Source organism: Bacillus sp. AFS053548 (assembly GCF_002575105.1).
Classification (GTDB): domain Bacteria; phylum Bacillota; class Bacilli; order Bacillales; family Bacillaceae_G; genus Gottfriedia.
Map to the genome: position 1 here is coordinate 81,259 of NZ_NUHI01000026.1, position 22,521 is coordinate 103,779.

Below are 22,521 nucleotides of genomic sequence, written 5' to 3' on the forward strand. Positions count from 1 at the left end.
TATATATTAGGAGCGATATAAAATGGCTAACACAATCGTTACAATGGAAATTCATGCAAATCCTAAAAAAAGTATGGCAATTAATTGGCGGTTTCAATTCGCTACCAAATTGGTTACCATATATCCCAAATAGTGAATTATTAGAAGGTGGACGTGTTCGTAGTTTGGCAAATCCGGATGGAGATGCAATTGTTGAACGTCTTGAAGCATTCAATGATAAAGAGCGTTTTTATACGTACTCAATAATGAAAGCACCATTCCCAATTACAAACTATCAATCGACAATACGAGTTCAAGAACATCCTGATCGTAATAAAACAATTGTTGAGTGGTCTGGCAGTTTTACTCCTGTGGATGTCACTGATGAAGAAGTGGTCAATCTATTCAATGGGATTTATAAAGATGGATTGGAAGCATTAAGACATGCATTTCAAGTTTTAGCAGTATAATCACTAAATTATTAAAAATAGGAATAGAGGATGATAAATTATTATTTATCCTCTATTTCTTCATTTAAATAGCTGTTAATAAAATAGGAAAGGAGATTTTACTCCTTTCCCGTTTTTTCTTTTTAAGCTAAGGCTTGTTTTAGTCTAATTTTACTAATTATTTAGCGCGCTTTGTCATAAAGCTCTTTTCAACCTTTTTACCAACATACCAAAGAAGTAAAATCGCAATCAAAACTAGAATACTTTCTATTGGTTCTTCAATGAAATCATCTAAATCCTGGCCAATGAAACTAATGAGCAATAATGCAACTAGTTTCCCCATCGTAAAACCAATTATATATATTTTCGGCCTGATTTTAGACATCGATGCAAAAATATTCGTTATGAAGGAAGGACAAAATGGGATGCAAAACCAGAGAAAAACTGGACCAAATCCACTATTATCCAACCATCCCATACTAGATTTCTTTTTCTTTCTTTTTTGAATAAAGCTTTCCAACCACCTTGCACCAGTCATTTTTAACAAGAAATACATTCCTGTAGTTCCTAAAACACTTCCAACAAAAGTTGCTAAAAAGCCTGGCCAAAATCCGAAAACATTGACGTTTGTAGCGCAAATTACCCCAAGTGGAATAATACCTAAAAAAGAATCAGCAAATGGAATCAGAAATGCTATAAGAACACCTAAGTTTTGATGAATATTTACGAAATGTTGTAATTGATGAAATGAGATCCCCTCGAGAATATACAATTTCATGTAGGTTCTCCTTTCACTTATAATTGTGAATTCATATTAATTGAAATCAAAGATAAGTATGTTTCTCATTTTCTTTTTTTCTCTTCTCGGAAACTTTTTTGTATGTCTAATATAATATAAACAAGCAGATTGTTATAAGAACTGATAACCAAGGTGAGTTTAAAATCGTTTTCCCGAACAATGAATAAAAAATAACAAGTGGAATAAATCCAGAAATCATTAAACTAAGAAATCTCTTGTAGCTCATTTTCATTGCTGCAGATAGGAAACATGCTAGATCTATTGGTGTTGCTGGACTGCAGCTAATTAAAAATAAAAATCTACCTGAGTTTGATTCAATGGAAGTATACAATTTAGGATATTTCTTACGAAGTCGATTAAGCATTTCAGTATTTGAAAAATAACGACCAAATAGGTAAATCCCACTTTGTGAGACAATCATGCTTGCAATGCTTATCAAAATATTCTGCCATAGCGGAAACATAATTCCACCAGCAATGACAAATATTGAACTTGGAAGTAATAAGCATAACCTTAATGAAAAAATTAAAAGGAAAATCCATTGAGCCCATCCTGAAAAACTGTTAACAACCTCTTTAATCTCATTCATATCATAAGTTAGAATCCCGAAATGTTTCATATAAAGAACGATAAATATCCATGATAAAAAAATAATTGGATAAATGAATTTTTTCATTGAATAACTCCTAATGATCAAAAAATAGGAAAAATTTTCCGTGCGATAACATGAGAAACAACAACTTATTTTTTCATATTTATTTTTTGCAAAAAAAAAAGAATAACGAACTGCTATTACTACCTATTGCTTGTTACTAGTAGCTACCAGTAATTTATTACATTTCAAATTTTATAATAGAATCCTTTTATGAACAATAATCAAATATGGTAGAAATGTTGTTTATGTAACAGTATTTTATAAATATGTCGCATAAAGTCAAAATTGGTTAAAATATTTTAATCATGATGGAAAGATTTTTTATAGAGAACATTGATTTTCTATACATTTATATAACTATCTATTAAACAAGTTCTTACATTTAAAGGTATTTGAGGGTTTATTTTATGGATATGCGAATCAGAATAAATCATGAAGATGTATTAATAAGTTTAATGAAGAAGAATGATTTTGAAAGGATCACCATTAACTCATTTGCAGAAAAAGCGGACGTTAGTAGAGGAACAATTTATTTACAATTTCTCACATCACCTACTTTATAAAATAGAAAAATCCGCTCCAGTTTTTGTAGCGGATTTTTCGTGTGATTAAATTAGCTAAATAGTAGGGTATAAAGCCCCATCTTGTAAAATGACGATTTACTTATTCATTAGATTGTAGAAGTATTTTTCGTTAATGCTGGCTTTAAATGTAAGATTAGTCCTTCATTTTCAGCAGCAGTTCCGATTGTAATTCGAATTCCATTAGGGAATGCACGGATAATGTATCCTTTTGATTCTAGATCTTTAAAGATTTCTTGGCTGTTTTCAAGTGGAACAAATATAAAGTTTGCTTGAGATGGATAGTATTCGATTCCATAACTGTTGAATAACTCTTCGTATTGTTCCATGCCTTTTTTATTTTGTTCAACACAGTTTTTAATAAATACTTGATCTTCAAGTGCTGCTATTGCTGCTACCTGAGATAGCATTGAAGTGTTGAATGGTAGTCTAGCGATATTTAATTCTTGAATTAATTTGCTATTTGCGATTCCGTAACCGATTCGGAATGATGCTAGGCCGTATGCTTTTGAAAATGTTCTTAATACGATTAGATTTTCAAATTTATTTAGTAATGAGATTGTATCAGGGAAATCTGATGCTGATACGTATTCAACGTAAGCTTCGTCAACAACTACAAAAGTAGTGCTTGGTACTTTTTCTAAAAACTCAACTAATTTGCGGCTTCCAATATATGTACCTGTTGGGTTATTTGGATTACAAATCCAAACAATTTTAGTATTCGCATCTACTTGTGCAAGCATAGAATCTAAATCATGTACACCTTTAACTAAAGGAACAGGTCTAACTTCAGCACCTTCAATAACTGCGTGATGAGCATATTGTGAAAAAGTTTGTGATGCTTGTACAATATTATGTTCTTTTGTTAGCAACGCTCGACTAATCATTTGAATAACTTCGTCAGCACCACTTCCGAATATTAATTGATCTGGCTGTATATTTAGGAAATTTGCTAGTTTCTTACTAATTTCTTCTGTCGCTCCATCTGGATAAATCGCAAACTTACTTACTACATTACGTAGTTCTTCAAAAACTTTAGGAGAACATCCGAATGGATTTTCATTTGATGCAAGTTTTACTACTTTGTCTAGACCATATTCACGCATGACTACTTCACTTGGTTTTCCTGGTGTGTATGCTTGAAGAGTCAAAATTTGTGGTTTTACGTACATGCTTATTTCTCCTTTTATTCAAAGTTTTGTATAATGTTGTCAGTTTATCATATTATTAAGCTGTTAATCTAGTACTACTTTCAAGAATATTTCAAATTATCTAGTTCCATCATGCCTGCATGATCTTGAACATAGGTTGTTTCAAATTCAAATAAAAAGTAGAATCAAAAGACTCTACTTTTCAATCCAACTACCCATATAAGCTGGATCTTCGTATTGATGTGCTTCTTTTACTACATAAAGTGGTCTAAATGTATCAATCATAACTGCTAGTTCTAATGTTTCTTTCTTTCCAATACTACCTTCAGTTTTACCTGGATGTGGTCCATGTGGAATACCTGATGGATGTAATGTAATCGACTCTTGTTCGATTCCTTTTCTACTCATAAAGTTACCTTCTACATAGTAAAGGACTTCATCACTGTTTACATTACTGTGTACATAAGGTGCCGGAATTGCTTCAGGATGATAATCATACATCCTTGGTACAAATGAGCACACTACAAAATTATGTCCTTCGAATGTTTGATGTACTGGTGGTGGCTGATGAATTCTTCCTGTAATCGGTTCGAAATCTTCAATATTAAATGCCCATGGATATAAATAACCATCCCATCCTACTACATCAAATGGATGATGTGTTAAGACATGTTTATAAAGGTTTCCTCTTGCTCTAGTTAGAACTGTGAATTCACCTTTTTCATCATATGTCTCAAGCGATTCTGGTCCTCTAAAATCACGTTCGCAAAATGGGCTATGCTCAAGCATTTGGCCATATTCATTGCGATAACGTCTTGGCGTTGTTAATTGGCTATTTGACTCAACAATTAAAAACTTCGTATCATCATTTGGAACTACTTTGTAAATTGTTCCAATAGGGATCATGATATAATCCCCTTTACGGTAAGTAATCGTTCCAAACATGGTTTGGATTTCACCTGAACCGTAATGGACAAAGAACATTTCATCTCCTTCACCATTTCGATAAAAATGTTTGCTTTCTTCCGTTACGTTTGCAACTGCAATTAACAGATCAGAGTTACCTAAAACGTATACTCTTCCTTCTAAAGCATCACCTGTACGCTCTAAATTGTTTGTACGAATATGGCGGTGTTGCAGAGATGTCTGTTCTTCAAATTCAATTTGAAGTGATTTATAAAATGATGTTTCACTAACAGATGTAGGCATATTGTTATGATATAAAATAGATTGAGTACCTGAAAATCCTTTTGTACCCATTACCTGCTCTCTGTATAATGATCCATCTTCTTTTCGAAATTGAATATGTCTTTTCTTTGGAATCTTACCTAGACTACGATAATACACACGCTTCCCCTCACTTTCTTACAGTATTTCGTAATGTACCTAAACCTGTAATGCTTAACTCAACAACGTCCCCATCTTCTAACCAGGGATGTTTTTCTTCACCAAGTTCTAAGATACAACCTGTTCCAACAGTTCCAGAGCCAATCACATCACCTGGATATAGCGTTACATTTTTTGAAGCATGAGAAATTAATTCTGGAACGGAATAATAAATTGAAGAAAAGTTGCCACTAGAAATGACTTTTCCATTAACTGCAGATGTCATCTTCAAATCATAGCTTTTACCAGTTCTAAATTTCTCAATTTCATCTTTGGTTACAATGCAAGGTCCTAAAGAAGTAGCAAAATCCTTACCTTTTGATGGACCTAAGCCAACCTTTACTTCATGTGCTTGAATATCTCTAGCACTCCAGTCATTCAAAATTGTATAACCAAGAATATAATCATCGGCTTCTTCAACTGGGATATCTCTACCTTCTTTACCAATAATACAAGCGATTTCTAATTCAAAATCCATCTTTTTACAATTAGTTGGTATGCTGACATGATCTTCAGGTCCAATAACCGCTCGATGATTCGTAAAATAGAAAACTGGTACGTCATACCACTCAGGGATCATCTCTAGACCTCTTCTGCCGCGAGCAGTTTTCACATGCTCCTCAAAGGCATAAAAGTCACGAATACTTTGTGGCTTTGGTAATGGTGCTCGCAATTGAACGGAAGAAAGTGGAATACCTTCTCCTGTTATTTCTGCTATTTCATTTATATATAAATCATAGTTTTCTAGAATGGTTAGTAAATCCGCTGGAATTCGGCCATTACTAGCTTTATTAAGATCGATTACTTGATCTTCAACTAATAATCCTGCACGCTCATTACCATCATATTGAAAAGTTATAAATTTCATACCTTCACCTTTTTCTTTCAATTGCAAAAGTATCAGAAATAGCACGAGTATAAGAATGGCCAGCAAGGCGACCAACTGGATTTAGCTTTTCAGTATTGATTTTGCCATCTGCATATAAATCATCATTTATATGAACATTAACGACTTTACCAATTACTAAACTTCCAGCACCTTTGTTTTCGCCAAAATGTAGTAGCTCATGAAGCTCACATTCTAGTCCTACTAAACTTTCTTTTACTCGAGGAACTTGCACAGTTGTCCCATCCACTTTTGTAAGGCCAACTTGTTCAAATTCATCTACTCCATACGGAAAATCTGCAGCAGCATTATTAACTTGTTCGCAAATTTCCTCACTTACAATATTAATAATGAATCGCTTCGTCAGTTCAATATTTTTTAATGTGTCTTTTTTCTCGCCGTCTGTACCTCTAATCATTGGTGCAAAGCACACTAACATCGGGTCAGCACAAATTGCTGTAAAGAAACTAAAAGGTGCAACATTCGCTACACCTTCTGAGTTTACAGTTGAAACAAAAGCAATCGGACGAGGCAACACTGAACCAATTAACAGCTTATAAGCATCTTGCCATGGTAAAGTATCCGGTCTAATTTCCATTGTTACAACTCCTTATAGATTTCCTCGAAGTTCTTGCTCACGCTCGATTGATTCGAATAATGCTTTAAAGTTACCATCACCGAATCCTCTAGCACCTTTACGTTGAATAATTTCAATAAATAAAGTTGGACGGTCAACGATTGGACGAGTGAAGATTTGTAATAAATACCCTTCATCATCACGGTCAACTAAAATCTTTAATTCTCTTAATTTCTCGATATCTTCATCAATTTTTCCAACGCGCTCTGTTAACATATCATAATACGTATCTGGAGTTTTTAAGAATTCAACACCTAGAGCTCTAAGTTTAGTAACTGTGTCAACAATATCTTCAGTTAATAAAGCAATATGTTGTACGCCTGGTCCATTGTTATAATCTAAGTACTCTTGAATTTGTGATTTCTTTTTACCTTCAGCTGGTTCATTAATTGGGAATTTAATTCTGCTTCCATTTGTCATAACTTTTGACATTAATGCAGAATACTCAGTACTAATATCGTCATCATCAAAATGGATCATTGATTGGAATCCCATTACATTTTCATAATAAGAAACCCATTCTTCCATACTTTCAACGTTACCAACAACATGGTCTAATGCGATTAGTCCTGTTTCATTTACAGGAATTGTGAAAGCACGATCTTTATATCCTGGTAAGAAAGGACCATTGTAATCGCCTTTTTCGATTAATGTGTGAATTGTATCACCATAAGTTCCGATTACAGCTTTTTTAACTGTTCCGTATTCATCACTAACTTCAGTTGGAGGTAAAATTTTAATTGCTCCACGGCTTACCGCACCTTGATACGCTGCTTCAATATCATCTACTAATAAAGCGATATCTTTAACACCATCGCCGTGTTTTTTAATGAAGTCAGCAATTTTAGTATCTTCTTTTAAAGTTCCAGTAATAACTAGACGAATCGTACCATTTTTTAATACGTAAGAAACTTTATCACGTACTTTTGTTTCTAAACCAGAGTATGCTACTGGTGTAAATCCAAAAGTGTTTGCGAAGAAATATGCTGTTTGTTTCGCGTTCCCTACATATAGTTCTAAATGATGTACATCTGATACTGGAAAAACATCATAGCTAGTATTTGTTTGTTTTAATTCATCTTGTTTCATTTTAATTTCCCCCTATAAATTACGATTTTTGTAAAGAAAAGAAAAAACTATGTAAGAGCGTTAAGTAAACGCTTACAAAACAAATAAACCGCATAAAAAAAATTCTTAACAAGGATGACAATTCGCCAAGAATACCATTTGGAAATATATGGGAATTTCCCTAACGAACACACAACCTTTACTACTATATTAATGTAATCATCGTTTTATGAATCGATCTTACATATATATATAGTAGTCTCTAAAATAAATAGTTCTACACTTCTTTTTAAATTCCTTCAAAAAATTTTAAATTAAATAAATTTTTTGTCGTTTCTTAATTTTATAACGATATTATTAATTCGTTTTGCTTTTCTTTATATGATTTCCGCCCCATGCACATAAGAGATCCAAAATGGGTTTCATTGATTGACCGTATTCATTTAATTCGTATTCCACTTTAGGTGGTATTTGATCATATGCAATACGATTAATTAGTCCATCCGCTTCTAACTCTCTTAATTGCTGTGTTAACATTTTTTGAGTTATTTTAGGCATCAGTTTTCTAAGCTCATTTGTTCTTTTTTTACCAGTTTCTAAATGGCAAAGTATGATACATTTCCACTTACCACCTATTACCTCAATGGTTGCTTCAATCGGCATATTATATTCTTTCATAAATCCTCCATCATTGCTAATTACTATTTATTTAAAATTAAAGTTATTTTACTCAACTTTTTTAGTACAAATGAAAACTTCAAAATCACCATATATTGTGGATATTATAACTATTGTCCTATCAACGATTTTGCAGTTAACAGTAAAGGTTCATAAAATATAGCATACTAATAATTTATAGTTCAAATATTTATCAGTTATAAAAAACCCAAACTTAGTTCTATAGACTTAGATGATCCAAAAAAAATTATAGGCACTTTTTAGTACGTACTTTATTTTAGGATCGTAATCATTCATAATTACAATCATAATTTATTCAAAAAGGAGTGGAAACAATATGTTTATCATTCATGGTAGTTCTAGGGAAAACGGAAATACAGAGCAACTAACAAATCTCATTACAAAAGATGTTGCCAAGACGGAGGTGCAATTGCGTCATAAACATATAAAGGCGATTAACGACCAAAGACACGAGCCAAATGGCTTCCAACCAATTGATGATGATTACGAGGAAATTGTTAAAGAAATGCTAGAGCATGATACGATTATTTTTTCAACACCTTTATATTGGTATGGTATGAGTGGATACATGAAAAACTTTATTGATCGTTGGTCTCAAAGTCTTCGTAATAAAGATCTACAATTCGCTGAAAAAATGAAAAACAAAAAAATGCATGTCGTAATTGTTGGTGGCGATCAGCCAAAAATTAAAGCTCTACCATTAATTTTACAATTTAAACATATATTCGAATTTGTTGGAGCAACATTTGAAGGGCATATTATTGGCACGGGAAATTCACCTGGAGCAATATTGGAAGATCAATTAGCCATTCAACAAGCCGAATTGCTAAACACAACACTAAAAAATAAGTAAGTACAACTAGAAGGAGCAAGACCTTGATTCCATTTTTACAACACAACCCAACTAAATTATGGTTTGGGAAAAATCAAATTGAGCAATTAGCAAATGAAGTACTAGATTATAAACGTATACTTGTCGTTTATGGTGGCGGTAGTATTAAAAAAAATGGCGTATATGATGACGTAATGAAACAACTAAGTGGTAAAACGATTTTTGAACTTACTGGCGTTGAACCAAACCCGAGACTAACAACAGTGCAAAAAGGTATTCAAATTTGTAGAGATAAAAAAATTGATTTTATTTTAGCAGTAGGCGGTGGTAGCGTAATCGATTGTGTTAAAGCGATCGCAATTGGCGTTCCATTCGAAGGTGATGTGTGGGATCTTATTACTAGAAAATCCCAACCAACTAGTGCAACTTCTTTTGGTACTGTTTTAACTTTAGCTGCAACCGGATCAGAAATGAACTGCACATCAGTCATATCTAATATGGAATTAAATGAAAAAAGAGGATGGAGTAACCCATTCGTTTTTCCTGAATTTTCAATATTAGACCCTTCTTATACATTTTCAGTACCAATAGATCAAACAATATATGGGATTGTCGACATTATGTCACATGCATTAGAGCAATATTTCCACCGTGTTAGCAATACACCTATGATTGATCGCTTTATCGAAAGTTTATTAATTACTGTAATCGAAGCTGGTGGAAAACTTGTTAATGATTTAGAAAACTATGATTTACGTGAAACAATTATGTACGCTGGAACGACAGCCTTTAATGATACGTTATTAAACGGTACAGATGGCGGCGACTGGGCATCACATCAAATTGAACATGCAGTTTCTGCCATTTATGATATTCCACACGGTGGTGGGTTAGCGATTATATTCCCTAACTGGTTAAGTCACTGCTTAGACTACGATCCAAGCAGAATTAAAATGCTTGCAACAAATGTTTTTGGAATTTCTGAAGAAGGAAAAACAACAAAGCAAGTTGCAGAAGAAGGAATCCAAGCACTAAGAAGTTTTTGGAACTCAATCGGTGCACCAAACCGTTTAGCAGATTATCAAATTGACGACTCACATTTAGACGAATTAGTAGAAAAATCCTTCGTAAAACCAGTAGTTGGTGGTTATAAAATATTGGATAAAGAAAGTGCGAGAGATATTTTAATACGCTCTCTTTAATGATGGAAAGAACCTTGCATTAAGCTAGGTAGTTCAGATAATGTGGAGAATGTGTAAAATATCAGTATTAATAACTACTTTAATAGCTATATAATTGACAATACAAATATAAGTAAATTTACCACATAAAAACGCTTGGAAATAATAATCCAAGCGTTTTTAATTATTCATATAAGTTGTCCTTTTTATTGTAACTAAGCGAATATAACTTTTTTGTTATATAAAATATATTCCCTTCTATTTTTAACACGAGGAACTCTATCTTTTTGGTAATATCCGTCAAGTACATTTTCAATTTCACTTTTGTTTGTTACTAGTATTTTAGGATTGAATTGCTCTACATAAAGGTCCCCACCTCTAACTACGCAATTTGCCATTGTGTCAAGAGCAATTAAGCTGAGAGGTCTTCCTTTATTTAACCATGATTTCATTCTCTCCCAAGTTGGAAAGCATACTGTTGCGAGCCTTCCCCAATTATCATTAAATTCAAGACAATTCAATTCTATCCAATCTAGTACATCAATTGAACGGAAACGATAAAGACAACTAAACGCTTGTATCGGCAACTCTTTTTCATTAACTAATTTCAATTTTTTTAACACATTATTTAAGCCTTCTTCAATTGGTAAACTGCTCGATGTCGCCAAAGATAGTTCAAATAGTAACTCTTCATCATAATTATTCCAAAGTTCTCTAATCCAGTCTGAAGCAGAACTACCCAAGACATCAGCCACTATTTCCAACATTCGCGATTTTATTTCATAATTTCTAGTTGCATTAAACCTTGATTTAACAGAATTTAAAATTGATAAATCATTATGTACTTTAAGTGCACTAATTACTTCATCCTCAAGAAACCATCTAGTTATAGAGAAATCTAACAATGTCTCTAAATCTTTTCGAACATCTTTCAAAGTCGGTGCTTTGTCTTTTTTTGATACAATTACGTCTTCTTCTGGTTGACAAGCTTTACCATCATCATCGTAAAAATCATCATGTAGTAAATACTTCTTGGGCGAATGGACAACTGCTAAATTGTACCATTCAATAGGTTTCAAGGAACGTTTTAATAATCTTACATGACAATAATCGCATAATTTATAAGGTTGATTTGGGTCTTCAGAATTTTCCTCAACATTAATTAAATCTAATTTACAGGCTTCACATAATTTGGTAGAAAAACCCAACAAAATCACCTCTTCTAATTTTCCATATTGTATAGGTTAACATAAATTCCTAATATCCTTTTATAAAAGATATTAAAAAATTCACCTAATTTATAATTACATTTATTTTCAGATTCACAGATCTTATTTACACTCACACTAATTTTATTCGCTACTCTTCAGGCCTTATTTCCACTTACTTCAATTACATTACCTACCCATCAACTTTATTAATATCTCAACATTCTAGTTCAAAAAAAAGAACCCTATAAAAGGTTCTCAACTAAAATTGCATTTCTACCCAATTAAGTTCATTAATATGGTGGTCTACAACGTTACAACACATATTCGGGTTAATCGTATCCACATGTGAAATTGTAATAGAAGACATTGAAACCGAATATTTAACTGTATCAACAATGCTCATATTATTCATATAGCCATATCCGATCCCAGCAACTAATGCATCTCCCGCTCCTGTTACATTAACGACTGAAACTCCATCGGCTTGGATAATACCTTCTTCTATTCCATCATTATAATAAATTCCTTCTGCATCTAAACTAATAAAAACTTTTGTTACGCCTAATTCTCTAAAATATTTGCCAGCTTTTCGGACATCTTCAACAGAAGTAATATCAAATCCACATAATACTTCAGCTTCATGTCGATTTGGTTTAATCGTATGGAAATATTGAATATAGTCTCTTATTTTTGAAGCTTTTGAAGCAGAAACTGGATCTAAAATAAATTTTGTTTCATTATGGAAGTTTGTTAATAAATAAGCTAAAATACTTGGATTATCCGCGTCAACTACCATATATTCAGCATTTCGAATAACTTCTGCTTTTGAGTCTATAAACTCCTTTGTAAAATTGTTTGTGATATCTAAATCTACTACCGCAGAGACCATTTCTCCGCTTTCATTTAAAATGGCTAAATATGTTGGGGTAGATTCTCCTTTAATAATTAACGTGTCTTCCATATCTATGTTCATATTTTTTGCGTGATTTAACATATTGATTCCATTGATATCATCACCAATGACTGAAATAAACTTTGTATTTAGGTTGATCTTTGCCATATTTTCTGCAATATTACGGCAAACACCACCAAACGATACTTTTACACTACCAGGATTTGAATCATATGGACGATAATTTTTTTTCGTAAATCCGATAATATCACATATCGAAACACCAAATACTAATATATATGGATTAGAAGGAATTGTCATTTTGTCAGTCCTTTCACTTTAAACTGAAAGAAAAATAAATTGTTTTGATTTACTAATTATACCAGTATAATATATTTTTAATAAAGTATTTTTTTGAACTTATTTTCATAATTAATTTCTTTATTATTATTGACTAAAATTATTTTTAAGTATAATATTTATTCTTACGTTTAAAAAATATATTTTTTACGTGGTTCGAGAACCTCCCACGAAAAAAAACTAAGGAGAAACAAAATGAAGTTAAAGACAATTACTGTTAATGGAGTATTTGCTGCACTTTATATTGCAGTAACGTACTTTATTCAACCGTTTGGGTTTACGAATGTACAGTTTCGTGTATCCGAAATATTTAACCACTTAGTCGTATTTAATAAAAAGTACATATATGGAGTAGTTTTAGGAGTTATATTAGCTAATTTTTTCTTTTCTCCAATAATGGCATATGATTTAGTTTTTGGTGTTGGCCAATCGATTATTTCGTTATTAATTACAATTGCAACGTCAAAATTTATAAAAGGTATTATACCGAGAATGATTGTTAACACGGTTGTCTTTACGATTACTATGTTCTTAATCGCAATCGAATTAAAACTAGCATTTCATTTACCTTTCCCAATGACTTATTTATCTACAGCCATTGGTGAATTTGTAGTGATGGTTCTTGGTATACCGATTATGTATTATTTAAATAAACGAGTAAAATTCGAACATCTTATTTAAGTAAAAAAGAGTTGTTTCTCTAAATGGAAACAGCTCTTTTTATTATGTATTATTTGTCTTCTCTTAATAAATAATCATTACCATCTTGATCGTAGAAATTAAACATTGAACCATATGGCATTTTCATCAGGTCATCAACTTTTACGCCATTTTGTTTCATTTTTTCAAAAGCAGCATCAATATCCGTTGTGCTAAAAAGTACAGATGGATGAGCTATTTTTTCTGGTTTAAATTGTTCCATCGAAGGTTTAGAGTAAAGAACTAAAGTAGTAAATTCACTTTCGCTTGGACCTACTTCAATCCATTTAGCATCTGGTCCCATTGGCATTTCTATTTTTAAAACAAACCCCATTTTATTAATCCAAAAATCTTTAGCTTGCTCTTGATCTTCCACATAAACAGTAACTTTACCGATTTTATTAATCATATAAAAATCTCCTCTGCTGGTTAATTTTACTACCAATCTATTTTATCAAACACAATTTCGTAAAACAAACCGATTAAGTATAAATTTCAGACTGCCCGCCAAACGCTTGCAATCAGTCTGAACTCAAGTTTAATGTACTTTGTGTACACACTCAATAATCTTTATGTATATGACTTTTTTGCTGTAGAAGCATTTTTATAAAACAATACCATATACTTTTTTGAACAGTACAAAGTAAGGAGGAAGTAATCTTGCCTAATAACGTAATTTGGAACGATGTTGATGAATATTTTATAGAAAAACTAATTCCGAATGATCAAATCTTAGAAAATGTATTACTTGCAAATTATCAAGCCGGTCTACCAAGTATAGATGTGTCTCCTACTCAAGGTAAATTACTTTATCTATTAGCAAAAATTAAAGGCGCTAAAAACATTTTAGAAATCGGTACCTTAGGTGGTTATAGTAGTATTTGGTTAGCTCGTGCACTTCCAGATGATGGGAAATTAACAACCCTAGAAATTAGTCATGAGCATGCAAAAGTTGCCAAACAAAATATCATAGACGCAAAATTGCAAAATAAAGTCGAAATTATTATAGGAAAAGCGTTAGATACATTAGCAACTCTAAAAGAATCAAAGCTTTTATTTGATTTTATATTTATCGATGCTGATAAACCAAATAATCCTCACTATTTAAAATGGGCATTAAAAATAGCAAGTTCTGGTGCATTAATTATTGTGGATAATGTTGTTCGAAACGGAGAGGTAATTTATGAAACGAGTCAAGATGAAAGTGTCAAAGGTGTCCGTCAGCTTATGGAACTAATCACTACAGACCCTCGAATTGACACTACTGCTATTCAGACTGTTGGATTAAAAGGATATGATGGTTTTGTGATTGGAGTTGTTAAGTAACATTTAAAAAGATGGGGTTCCTAAATTTAATTTTTGGATATGGGTTTATTTATCTCTAGACAAGATATGTCGAGTGCTGGTTAGTACTAAAATTAATTGAATTGAGTTCTAAATAAGCAAAAAAGAAGTATGAACAAACTAAGTAACAGTCCATACTTCTTTACTATTTAATCGTAATAATTTCAGGTTACGCTTGTATCCATTCATGTTTTGTTCATTAAGTAACGAGCTTCATTAGCAGGTAAACCTGCAAGGGCTTCTGCGATAGGGGAAGTCTCTCTAAACCAACCGTTGAAACATTTTTGAATCAACGATATAGGACATTGTTACTTCCCCCTTTTCATTATTTCTTCACAACAGGAATCCACATTTCTCCAAAGACTAAGCCGTTTCGATTTCCCATAATAACAGCTGCGTTTGGACCACCAACATAGGCAAAATCCTTTACTTCTGGTAATACTTGACCAAAGGCGATGCCAGCAAGGTTATTAGACAATTCATCAGATGTATTACCTTCTCCTTCTACAACTAAGTATTCTCCTTTAGGGAATTGAATATCTCTAGATTCCTCAGGTACTGTTGACTCTGTCATAACACCAGCATAATGCATCATCTTGTTATTCACAGCTTCGTTCACAGAAAAAATATAGTCATTTGTAGCTATGGCTTTTAAAGCATTCAATCTACCATCTTCTTTAATAGCTCCCCAGAAGTTTTCCTTTTCTTTGTTGATCCCTACATAATCTGTATAATCGCTTTTAAGTTCAATTCCAATACCTAAAACTCTAAAACTGTCTTTTTCTTCTAATTTATAATTTGTCATATTAAAAACCTACCTTTTTTAAATTTATCAAGCGATTTATTTCATCAGCTGATACGTTTATAATAAACTTAAATCATGTCAAAAAATGATACTGTTTAGGAGATGCCGATGAAAAAAGTTGAACGCATTAATATCATCATGCGATATATTAACAATCGTGCAAAGTTTACAATTTCAGAGATCATGCAAGAATTTGACATCTCCCGTTCAACTGCTTTAAGAGATATCAAAGAAATTGAAGCGATGGGGATGCCTCTTGTCGCTGAAGTTGGAAGAGATGGGGGTTATTTTGTGTTGAACAACTCTGTCCTCCCAACTGTTCGCTTTACAGATAATGAAATAAAGGCGCTATTTATTGCATTTATGGCCACAAGAAATAAACAACTCCCTTACCTAAAGAGTCGTCAATCTTTAACAGAAAAATTACTTGGTCTCATCTCAGAAAACCAACAAGATGAGCTAGTCCATTTAAATCAAATATTGCTTTTTGAAGGGACTAATCCGAAGAATCCTGACTTACTTGATCTATCAGACTTACCTCATCCAATGTTAGAAAAACTCATTCAAGTCCTTCTATTGGATACTTGTTTATTGATTACCATCAAAGAAGAGTTTGAATCCATTTCTTATCCGATTTATCTTCTGCACCTATATCATGACAAAGGCTATTGGCTAATTGAAGGTTTTGACTTGGTGGATGAAAAGAAAAAGATTTTTCCTGTCGACAATCTTATTGATGTCATACCATACCATACAAAAAAAAGATTAAGTAAAAAAAGAATTCTAGAAAAACTAAGTAAACAAGAAGAAGAAATTAATCTTATATTTGAACTTGGTCCAATGGCGATTGCTCAGTTCAAAAAGTACCATCCTTTAAAAGTCTCAATTTCCTATACAAATCCTTACCAAACCACAGCTATTTTAAGGACTTATATAAATATTAAAAATTCTGAAGAATTAACCGAGTTTACGAATTGGCTACTTTACTTAGGTGAAGATATCAAGTTAAGGAAAATTCCTGAAGAAGTTTTAGAAAGTTTACAAAAAAGAATATACTTATTCAACCCATAAGAAGTGACAAAAAAATATTTATGGTCGGCAACACTATTAAGATTACCCTTTTTTAATCTTTTGTATCAAATAAATATTTCTTATTCAACTAGCTGCCTATTAAGTATGAGCTGAAATTAAGGAATCTATCTGTGCAAAATGCTTAAAACAGCAAAATGCAATTAAAATCTGAAAATCGCAATTAAATATAGCTAAACTGTAATTAAAATCTACTTCCGACTACTTATTAAAATTAGCATATAAAAAAAGTGCTGTTGTCCCATATTCAGTTAACCTGATTTATGGAACAACAGCACTTTAAAAATTCAATATTACATAACACGCTTAAACATTTTCTCAAGCTCATATGAACTAAAATGAATAACGATTGGTCGACCGTGAGGACATGTAAATGGATTGCTTGATTTTCTCAACGATTCCAATAGATTAAAAATTTCATCGTTTGTTATATATTGATTTGCCTTTATCGATGCTTTACAGCTCATCATGATGGCTTTTTCTTCGCGTAGTTTCTTTATATTAATTGTTCCGCGTTTTAATAGTTCTTGAATCATTTCATCAATTAATGTATCCTCTTGCCCTTCTGGAAACCAATTTGGATGTTCACGAATGACATAACTATTCGATCCGAACTTCTCGATAAATAGCCCAACTTCTTGAAGTTCATCTTGGTATTGGTCTAACAAAATAGCTTGTTCTGGTGAAACATCAAATGTGATTGGAATTAATAAAGTTTGTAGTTCTGATGCAACTTCCCCTATTTTTTCCTTAAAATATTCATAGTAAACACGTTCCTGTGCGGCATGTTGATCAATTAAATATAATCCTTTTTCATTTTGAGCAATAATATATGTTCCGTGCATTTGTCCGATTGGATATAAAGGAGGTAGTTGGTCTATATTTTGCTCATCATATACTTCTTCGTTCACAATGACTGTTTCTTCTATATTAGATTGGTCGTCTTCATTTACAGAATTTGAATATCCTACGTCTTTATTAGATTCATGCTTCTCAAAATAAAGACTCTCATAATCGGTTGGAGTTGATGAATCAATTTGAGTAATTGAATCGAATTCAGTTGAATTTTCTTCCTTTATTGTTTCATTAGTCTCATTAGAATAATTCGAATTAGTAGTAAAACGATTTTGAAGCGAGAATGGTAATTTCTTTTCTACATCTTCTTTTATAGAAGAATGTTCAAACGAAAAGGTTGATTGTTCACTAAATATTTTTTCTTTTGGAGCTGTTGACTTTATTTCTGGAATAAGGGAACGACCTCTAAAAACTTTTTTTATACTTTCAGTAATTAATGTAAATAATTGACCCTCTTTACTAAAACGAACTTCTTGTTTTGTTGGATGTACATTTACATCGACTAATTGAGGGTCCATTTTAATAAATAACGAAACGATTGGAAAACGACCAATTGGGAGCAAAGTATGATAGCCTTCGCTAATTGATTTGTTTACGCCATAGTGTTTTACATATCTTCCATTTACATATAGTGATATATAGTTTCTAGTTGCTCGTGTATATTCAGGCATGGATAAATAGCCTTCAATTTGAAAATCTAATGACTCGCCTTTAAAATGAACCATGTTTTTTGCAATTTGTAGACCGTATAATGATGCAAGAATTTGTCTTGCGTCTCCATTTCCATTACTACGGAACATCAATTTATCATTATGTTTCAAATCAAAAGCGATTTGTGGATTTGCTAATGCTAATCGATAGACAACGTCTGTCACATTACTTAATTCTGTTTGAACCGTTCTCATATATTTTAATCTAGCTGGTGTATTAAAAAATAAATTCGAAACTTCAATACTCGTCCCTTTTGATTTAGCAATTTCTTTTTGAGATTGCAATACGCCACCTTTTAAAATTGTTTCAATTCCAGGTCCGTCATCGGTTGATGTTTTAACTGTAACATAACTAACAGATGCAATACTCGGTAATGCTTCACCTCGGAAGCCTAATGTACGTATTCGAAACAAGTCATTTTCATCTTTTATTTTACTAGTTGCATGGCGCTCAAATGCAAGAATACTATCTTCCTTTGTCATCCCTTCACCATTATCACTTACAAAAATTCGTGAGAGTCCACCGTCGTTAATTTCTACTGTAATACGAGTACTAACTGCATCAATTGCATTCTCAAGTAATTCCTTTACAACCGATGCAGGACGTTCTACAACTTCACCTGCCGCTATTTGATTGGCTAAAATCTCATCTAACTTTTGTATTTTTGACATTAGTGAACCTCCTCTCTAAATAAATGCACTAAACAATAAAAAAAGGTATAGTACATTAAGCTATTATCATAATTTTAACTATGAATAAAAAGAAAGGCCAATTGGCCTTCTTTTATTTTTTAACTTGCTTTTGAAGTTCATATAATAAATTAAATGCTTCCATAGGATTTAATTCTAGTATATTTATTCCTTTTAATTGATCAACGACAGGATGGTTTTTAACAACTTCTTTAACCACCGGTTGATGATCTTCAAATAAGCTTAACTGAGATTCAGCATCCTCTTTGTCGGTTGTTTGAACAATTTCTTTTTTCGGTACTTGAATATTTACAATCTCTTTTTCTGTATTTTTAATTTCCTCTTTAACATAGGAATGATTATTTGATTCTAAATCATTTAATAGTTCCTTTGCTCGAATGATTACATCTTTTGGAAGATTTGCTAATTCAGCAACGTGGATACCATAGCTTTGATCCGCTGCACCTTCAAAGATTTTATGAAGGAATAATACTTTTCCATCTTGCTCTTTTGCTGCTACGTGAATATTTTTCAAAAACTTAAGTTGATTCGCTAATACCGTCAATTCATGATAGTGAGTAGAAAAAAGCGTTTTTGCTCCGATATGATCATGTATATATTCGATCATCGCTTGTGCTAAAGCCATTCCATCATATGTTGATGTTCCCCTACCAATTTCATCAAATAAGATTAAACTTTTTTCTGTTGCATTCGTGATTGCATAATTAGCTTCTAACATTTCGACCATAAATGTACTCTGCCCAGAAATTAAATCATCTGCAGCACCAATTCTCGTAAATATTTGATCAAAAATAGGTAATTTCGCATATTCAGCAGGTACATAGCATCCAATTTGAGCTAATATACTTATTAATGCGACTTGTTTCATATACGTACTTTTACCAGCCATGTTAGGTCCTGTAATTAAAAATTGATGAGTATCAACATCGAAATTTGTATCATTCGGAATATACTCTGAGCCTAGAAGTACCTTTTCAACTACTGGATGTCTTCCATTCTTCACGATATATTCTCTTTCCTCGGTAAATGCTGGTCTTATATATCCATTTTTTTCACTAACTACAGAAAAACTTTGTAAAACGTCAATTTGACTAATTACTTGTCCTAATGTTTGAAGTCTAGATAAATATTGTTTTACTTGTTCTCGAATTGAAATAAATAACTCATATTCCAATCCAATCATTTTTTCTTCAGCTTCAAGAATCATTGTTTCTTTTTCTTTTAGCTCTTCAGTTATAAAGCGTTCTGCATTCGCTAACGTTTGTTTACGTTCGTAACGCCCTTCTGGTAATTGACTAATATTTGATCTAGTTACCTCGATAAAGTAGCCGAAGATTCGATTGTATCCAATTTTTAAGGACTTAATCCCCGTAATTTCTCTTTCTCTTTGTTCTAATTCCATTAGCCAATTTTTACCGTTCTTACTAACGAATCGATATTCATCTAATGTTTTATGAAAGCCATCTTTAATAATGTTTCCTTCTTTAATTGATAAGGGAGCTTCTTCAATAATTGCATTCTCTAAAAGCATTTGAAGTTCTTCACATGGATCGATTTGATTAATTAGTTCATCTATCGTTTCATGGCTAATTGATTTTAAAGCATGAATAATTGAAGGTATTGTTTGAAGTGAACGTTTTAATTGTAATAAATCTCTTGCATTTACATTACCAAATGAGACTTTACCAGCTAAACGCTCTAAATCATATACATCTTTTAATAATTCCTTTAGGTCTTCACGTATAAAATAGTTTTCCATTAGCAATTCCACAATCGTCAAACGATGCTCGATTTGTTTCGTACTTACTAGTGGACGTTGAATCCATTTTTTTAGTAATCGTCCTCCCATCGCTGTTTTCGTTTCATCTAATAACCAATTCAAAGAACCTTGTTTGTTTTTTGAACGTTGTGTTTCAACTAATTCAAGATTTCTCATCGAATACATGTCCATGTTTAAAAAATCATGTTGATGAATAACGACTATTTCTTGAAGATGAGAAAGTGTTCGTTTTTGTGTTCTCGATAAATAATTTAATAATCTTGCGGCAGTAGATTTTAAACTAGTTTGATCAATTGATTTTACAACATTTGTAAACTCTTCTGATAAACGATTGTTCTCCTCGAATGAAACGGTAATCGAAAAACTTTTTTCAAGTGTTTGAATCGCTTTAGATGAAAAATCTTCATTTACAACTACTTCTTTTGTACCAGTTGCTGCAATTTTTAAAACTGCTTCTTCAATTGAACCACTAAGTAATAAAGCATTGCCCTCACCAGTCGTCAAATCAATCCAAGCCAAAGCATATGAACTTGGCGTTACTTCTGATAATGTTGAGATATAATGATTTTGCTTTTCATCAATCGATCTACCCTCCATTTGCGTCCCTGGAGTAATCAACTGAACAACCTCTCTTCGAACTACTCCTTTTGCAACGGATGGATCTTCGACTTGTTCACAAATAGCTACTTTATATCCTTTTTCAACTAGTTGTTCTATATATCCAGCAGCAGAATGGAATGGTACCCCGCACATCGGAATACGTTCATTAGTTCCTCCTGCTCGTCCGGTTAAAGTAATTTCTAAAACTTGAGATGCCTTAATTGCATCCTCAAAAAACATTTCATAAAAATCACCAAGTCTAAAAAACAAAAATGCGTCTTGGTAATTTTTCTTTATATTTAAATATTGCTCAATCATTGGCGTATAAGTTGCCATTCTATCCTCTCCATCAAAAAACATTCTTTGCATATTATATCACATTTTGCGAAAAGGCTTAGAAAGTTCGAATGTTAAGAAAAAGAAAACTTCCAACTGTTTGGAAAAGCAAAATCTTTAAAATAAAAAAGCTAGGAAGTATCACCTTCCTAGCCTAGCTTACTCTTCTTCGCCCTCTAAAACAAAATCTGGATCTAAATCTTCAAACTCATCATCTACATCAAAGAACTCGTCATCGTCGTGTACACCATGTGGTGCAACAAGTACGACAATTTTCGTTTCACCTACAACTTCAACTAATACTTCTTTCTCTACAGTTACAATAAAACGATTTCCATTTGGAGAAATAATTGCATCTAAACAATTTGGATGTTTTAATGATCTAGCAATTACTTCACAATCTTCGCCAGTAAAGTTTTCATCTCTGTGTCTTAACTTTACTACTTCAGTATACTTAACAGACTCAGGAACTACTTCTGTTTTCGTATTGTCACCATAGGAGTACCAGATATTAATATCATATTTTCCAGATACTTCTACTCCATCCTTACATTTTTTTGCATCATATACATGGTTTATAACCCAGCAGCCTAAAATACTTGATGGAGTATGATTTGGTGTGATTGTATGTGTGACTTTGTTATATTTCTTGCCTCTTCCTACGACTGCCTTCGTTATAATCTCTCTATGTTCGCGTTCAGACATAGGTGTGACCCTCCTCGTTCCATTTTCATTTCATTCTATGCGTGACATATGCGGAATGTGTTAATGACATGAAAATTCTTTTATACAAGTTAAAAAAACATGTGATGATAAATTGTATGAC

The 22,521-nt window shown here is 32.3% G+C and carries 21 protein-coding genes, 2 pseudogenes and 1 riboswitch; of the genes and pseudogenes, 7 read left to right on the plus strand and 16 right to left on the minus strand.

Annotated features, from left to right (window positions below; all coding sequences use genetic code 11):
* Positions 1–22: 22 nt before the first annotated feature.
* A pseudogene (locus CN946_RS13875) lies at positions 23–449 on the plus strand (SRPBCC family protein).
* Between the two features lie 157 nt (positions 450–606).
* Here the strand turns inward: CN946_RS13875 and CN946_RS13880 are convergent.
* On the minus strand, positions 607–1,206 hold the full coding sequence (locus CN946_RS13880; protein WP_098861705.1) for a TVP38/TMEM64 family protein: 600 nt from the start codon (positions 1,204–1,206) through the stop codon (positions 607–609).
* 106 nt (positions 1,207–1,312) lie between these two features.
* Complete coding sequence (locus CN946_RS13885) at positions 1,313–1,903, minus strand: TVP38/TMEM64 family protein (RefSeq protein WP_098861706.1); 591 nt, start codon at positions 1,901–1,903, stop codon at positions 1,313–1,315.
* 386 nt (positions 1,904–2,289) lie between these two features.
* On the opposite strand from CN946_RS13885, the gene CN946_RS23175 reads away from it, so the two are divergent.
* Entirely contained in the window at positions 2,290–2,445 is a 156-nt protein-coding gene (locus CN946_RS23175) for a TetR family transcriptional regulator (RefSeq protein WP_141546916.1), read from the plus strand.
* A 107-nt stretch (positions 2,446–2,552) separates the two neighbouring features.
* Here CN946_RS23175 and hisC read toward each other — a convergent pair whose 3' ends face one another.
* The 6 genes from hisC to CN946_RS13915 all read right to left on the minus strand — a co-directional run bounded on the left by hisC (position 2,553) and on the right by CN946_RS13915 (position 8,269).
* A complete protein-coding gene (gene hisC / locus CN946_RS13890; protein ID WP_098861707.1) occupies positions 2,553–3,635 on the minus strand; it encodes a histidinol-phosphate transaminase in 1,083 nt (360 codons plus the stop codon).
* A gap of 174 nt (positions 3,636–3,809) precedes the next feature.
* Complete coding sequence (locus CN946_RS13895; RefSeq protein WP_069034470.1) at positions 3,810–4,961, minus strand: homogentisate 1,2-dioxygenase; 1,152 nt, start codon at positions 4,959–4,961, stop codon at positions 3,810–3,812.
* Positions 4,962–4,971: 10 nt separating this feature from the next.
* Positions 4,972–5,868 (minus strand): fumarylacetoacetate hydrolase family protein, encoded by an 897-nt coding sequence (locus CN946_RS13900; protein WP_098861709.1) that lies wholly within the window; start codon positions 5,866–5,868, stop codon positions 4,972–4,974.
* A 4-nt stretch (positions 5,869–5,872) separates the two neighbouring features.
* Positions 5,873–6,484, minus strand: a complete 612-nt coding sequence (locus tag CN946_RS13905; RefSeq protein WP_098861711.1) for a flavin reductase family protein — start codon at positions 6,482–6,484, stop codon at positions 5,873–5,875.
* A 12-nt stretch (positions 6,485–6,496) separates the two neighbouring features.
* A complete protein-coding gene (hppD, locus tag CN946_RS13910; protein WP_098861713.1) occupies positions 6,497–7,612 on the minus strand; it encodes a 4-hydroxyphenylpyruvate dioxygenase in 1,116 nt (371 codons plus the stop codon).
* A gap of 336 nt (positions 7,613–7,948) precedes the next feature.
* Entirely contained in the window at positions 7,949–8,269 is a 321-nt protein-coding gene (locus CN946_RS13915) for a winged helix-turn-helix transcriptional regulator (RefSeq protein WP_098861715.1), read from the minus strand.
* Positions 8,270–8,606: 337 nt separating this feature from the next.
* On the opposite strand from CN946_RS13915, the gene CN946_RS13920 reads away from it, so the two are divergent.
* Both CN946_RS13920 and CN946_RS13925 read left to right on the plus strand, forming a co-directional pair.
* Positions 8,607–9,143 (plus strand): flavodoxin family protein, encoded by a 537-nt coding sequence (locus CN946_RS13920; protein ID WP_098861717.1) that lies wholly within the window; start codon positions 8,607–8,609, stop codon positions 9,141–9,143.
* Between the two features lie 23 nt (positions 9,144–9,166).
* Positions 9,167–10,324 (plus strand): iron-containing alcohol dehydrogenase, encoded by a 1,158-nt coding sequence (locus tag CN946_RS13925; RefSeq protein ID WP_098861719.1) that lies wholly within the window; start codon positions 9,167–9,169, stop codon positions 10,322–10,324.
* 194 nt (positions 10,325–10,518) lie between these two features.
* Here the strand turns inward: CN946_RS13925 and CN946_RS13930 are convergent, their stop codons facing one another.
* Together CN946_RS13930 and CN946_RS13935 are read right to left on the minus strand one after the other, a co-directional pair.
* Positions 10,519–11,511, minus strand: coding sequence for a hypothetical protein (locus tag CN946_RS13930; RefSeq protein WP_098861721.1), 993 nt, complete (start codon positions 11,509–11,511; stop codon positions 10,519–10,521).
* Between the two features lie 262 nt (positions 11,512–11,773).
* Positions 11,774–12,727, minus strand: coding sequence for a carbohydrate kinase family protein (locus CN946_RS13935; protein ID WP_098861723.1), 954 nt, complete (start codon positions 12,725–12,727; stop codon positions 11,774–11,776).
* 184 nt (positions 12,728–12,911) lie between these two features.
* Positions 12,912–12,956: riboswitch (PreQ1 riboswitch) on the plus strand.
* Between the two features lie 5 nt (positions 12,957–12,961).
* Between CN946_RS13935 and CN946_RS13940 the strand changes: the two genes are divergently transcribed.
* The gene (locus CN946_RS13940; protein ID WP_098861724.1) at positions 12,962–13,447 is read left to right on the plus strand and encodes a QueT transporter family protein; all 486 of its coding nucleotides are present in this window, start codon (positions 12,962–12,964) and stop codon (positions 13,445–13,447) included.
* Between the two features lie 49 nt (positions 13,448–13,496).
* Here the strand turns inward: CN946_RS13940 and CN946_RS13945 are convergent, their stop codons facing one another.
* Positions 13,497–13,874: a VOC family protein gene (locus CN946_RS13945; protein ID WP_098861725.1), complete on the minus strand. Its 378-nt coding sequence runs from the start codon at positions 13,872–13,874 to the stop codon at positions 13,497–13,499.
* Positions 13,875–14,125: 251 nt separating this feature from the next.
* On the opposite strand from CN946_RS13945, the gene CN946_RS13950 reads away from it, so the two are divergent.
* Positions 14,126–14,791, plus strand: a complete 666-nt coding sequence (locus CN946_RS13950) for an O-methyltransferase (RefSeq protein ID WP_098861726.1) — start codon at positions 14,126–14,128, stop codon at positions 14,789–14,791.
* A gap of 209 nt (positions 14,792–15,000) precedes the next feature.
* On the opposite strand, the pseudogene CN946_RS23685 reads toward CN946_RS13950, so the two are convergent.
* Together CN946_RS23685 and CN946_RS13955 are read right to left on the minus strand one after the other, a co-directional pair.
* A pseudogene (locus tag CN946_RS23685) lies at positions 15,001–15,115 on the minus strand (phage tail protein); the annotation flags it as partial.
* A gap of 19 nt (positions 15,116–15,134) precedes the next feature.
* On the minus strand, positions 15,135–15,614 hold the full coding sequence (locus CN946_RS13955) for a GyrI-like domain-containing protein (RefSeq protein WP_098861728.1): 480 nt from the start codon (positions 15,612–15,614) through the stop codon (positions 15,135–15,137).
* Positions 15,615–15,722: 108 nt separating this feature from the next.
* Between CN946_RS13955 and CN946_RS13960 the strand changes: the two genes are divergently transcribed.
* Positions 15,723–16,685 (plus strand): helix-turn-helix transcriptional regulator, encoded by a 963-nt coding sequence (locus tag CN946_RS13960; RefSeq protein ID WP_098861730.1) that lies wholly within the window; start codon positions 15,723–15,725, stop codon positions 16,683–16,685.
* A 311-nt stretch (positions 16,686–16,996) separates the two neighbouring features.
* Here CN946_RS13960 and mutL read toward each other — a convergent pair whose 3' ends face one another.
* The 3 genes from mutL to cotE form a co-directional block, all read right to left on the minus strand.
* Positions 16,997–18,940: a DNA mismatch repair endonuclease MutL gene (mutL, locus tag CN946_RS13965; protein WP_098861732.1), complete on the minus strand. Its 1,944-nt coding sequence runs from the start codon at positions 18,938–18,940 to the stop codon at positions 16,997–16,999.
* A 112-nt stretch (positions 18,941–19,052) separates the two neighbouring features.
* Positions 19,053–21,695, minus strand: a complete 2,643-nt coding sequence (gene mutS / locus CN946_RS13970) for a DNA mismatch repair protein MutS (protein ID WP_098861734.1) — start codon at positions 21,693–21,695, stop codon at positions 19,053–19,055.
* A 159-nt stretch (positions 21,696–21,854) separates the two neighbouring features.
* Positions 21,855–22,400 (minus strand): outer spore coat protein CotE, encoded by a 546-nt coding sequence (cotE, locus tag CN946_RS13975; protein ID WP_069034483.1) that lies wholly within the window; start codon positions 22,398–22,400, stop codon positions 21,855–21,857.
* Positions 22,401–22,521 lie beyond the last annotated feature (121 nt).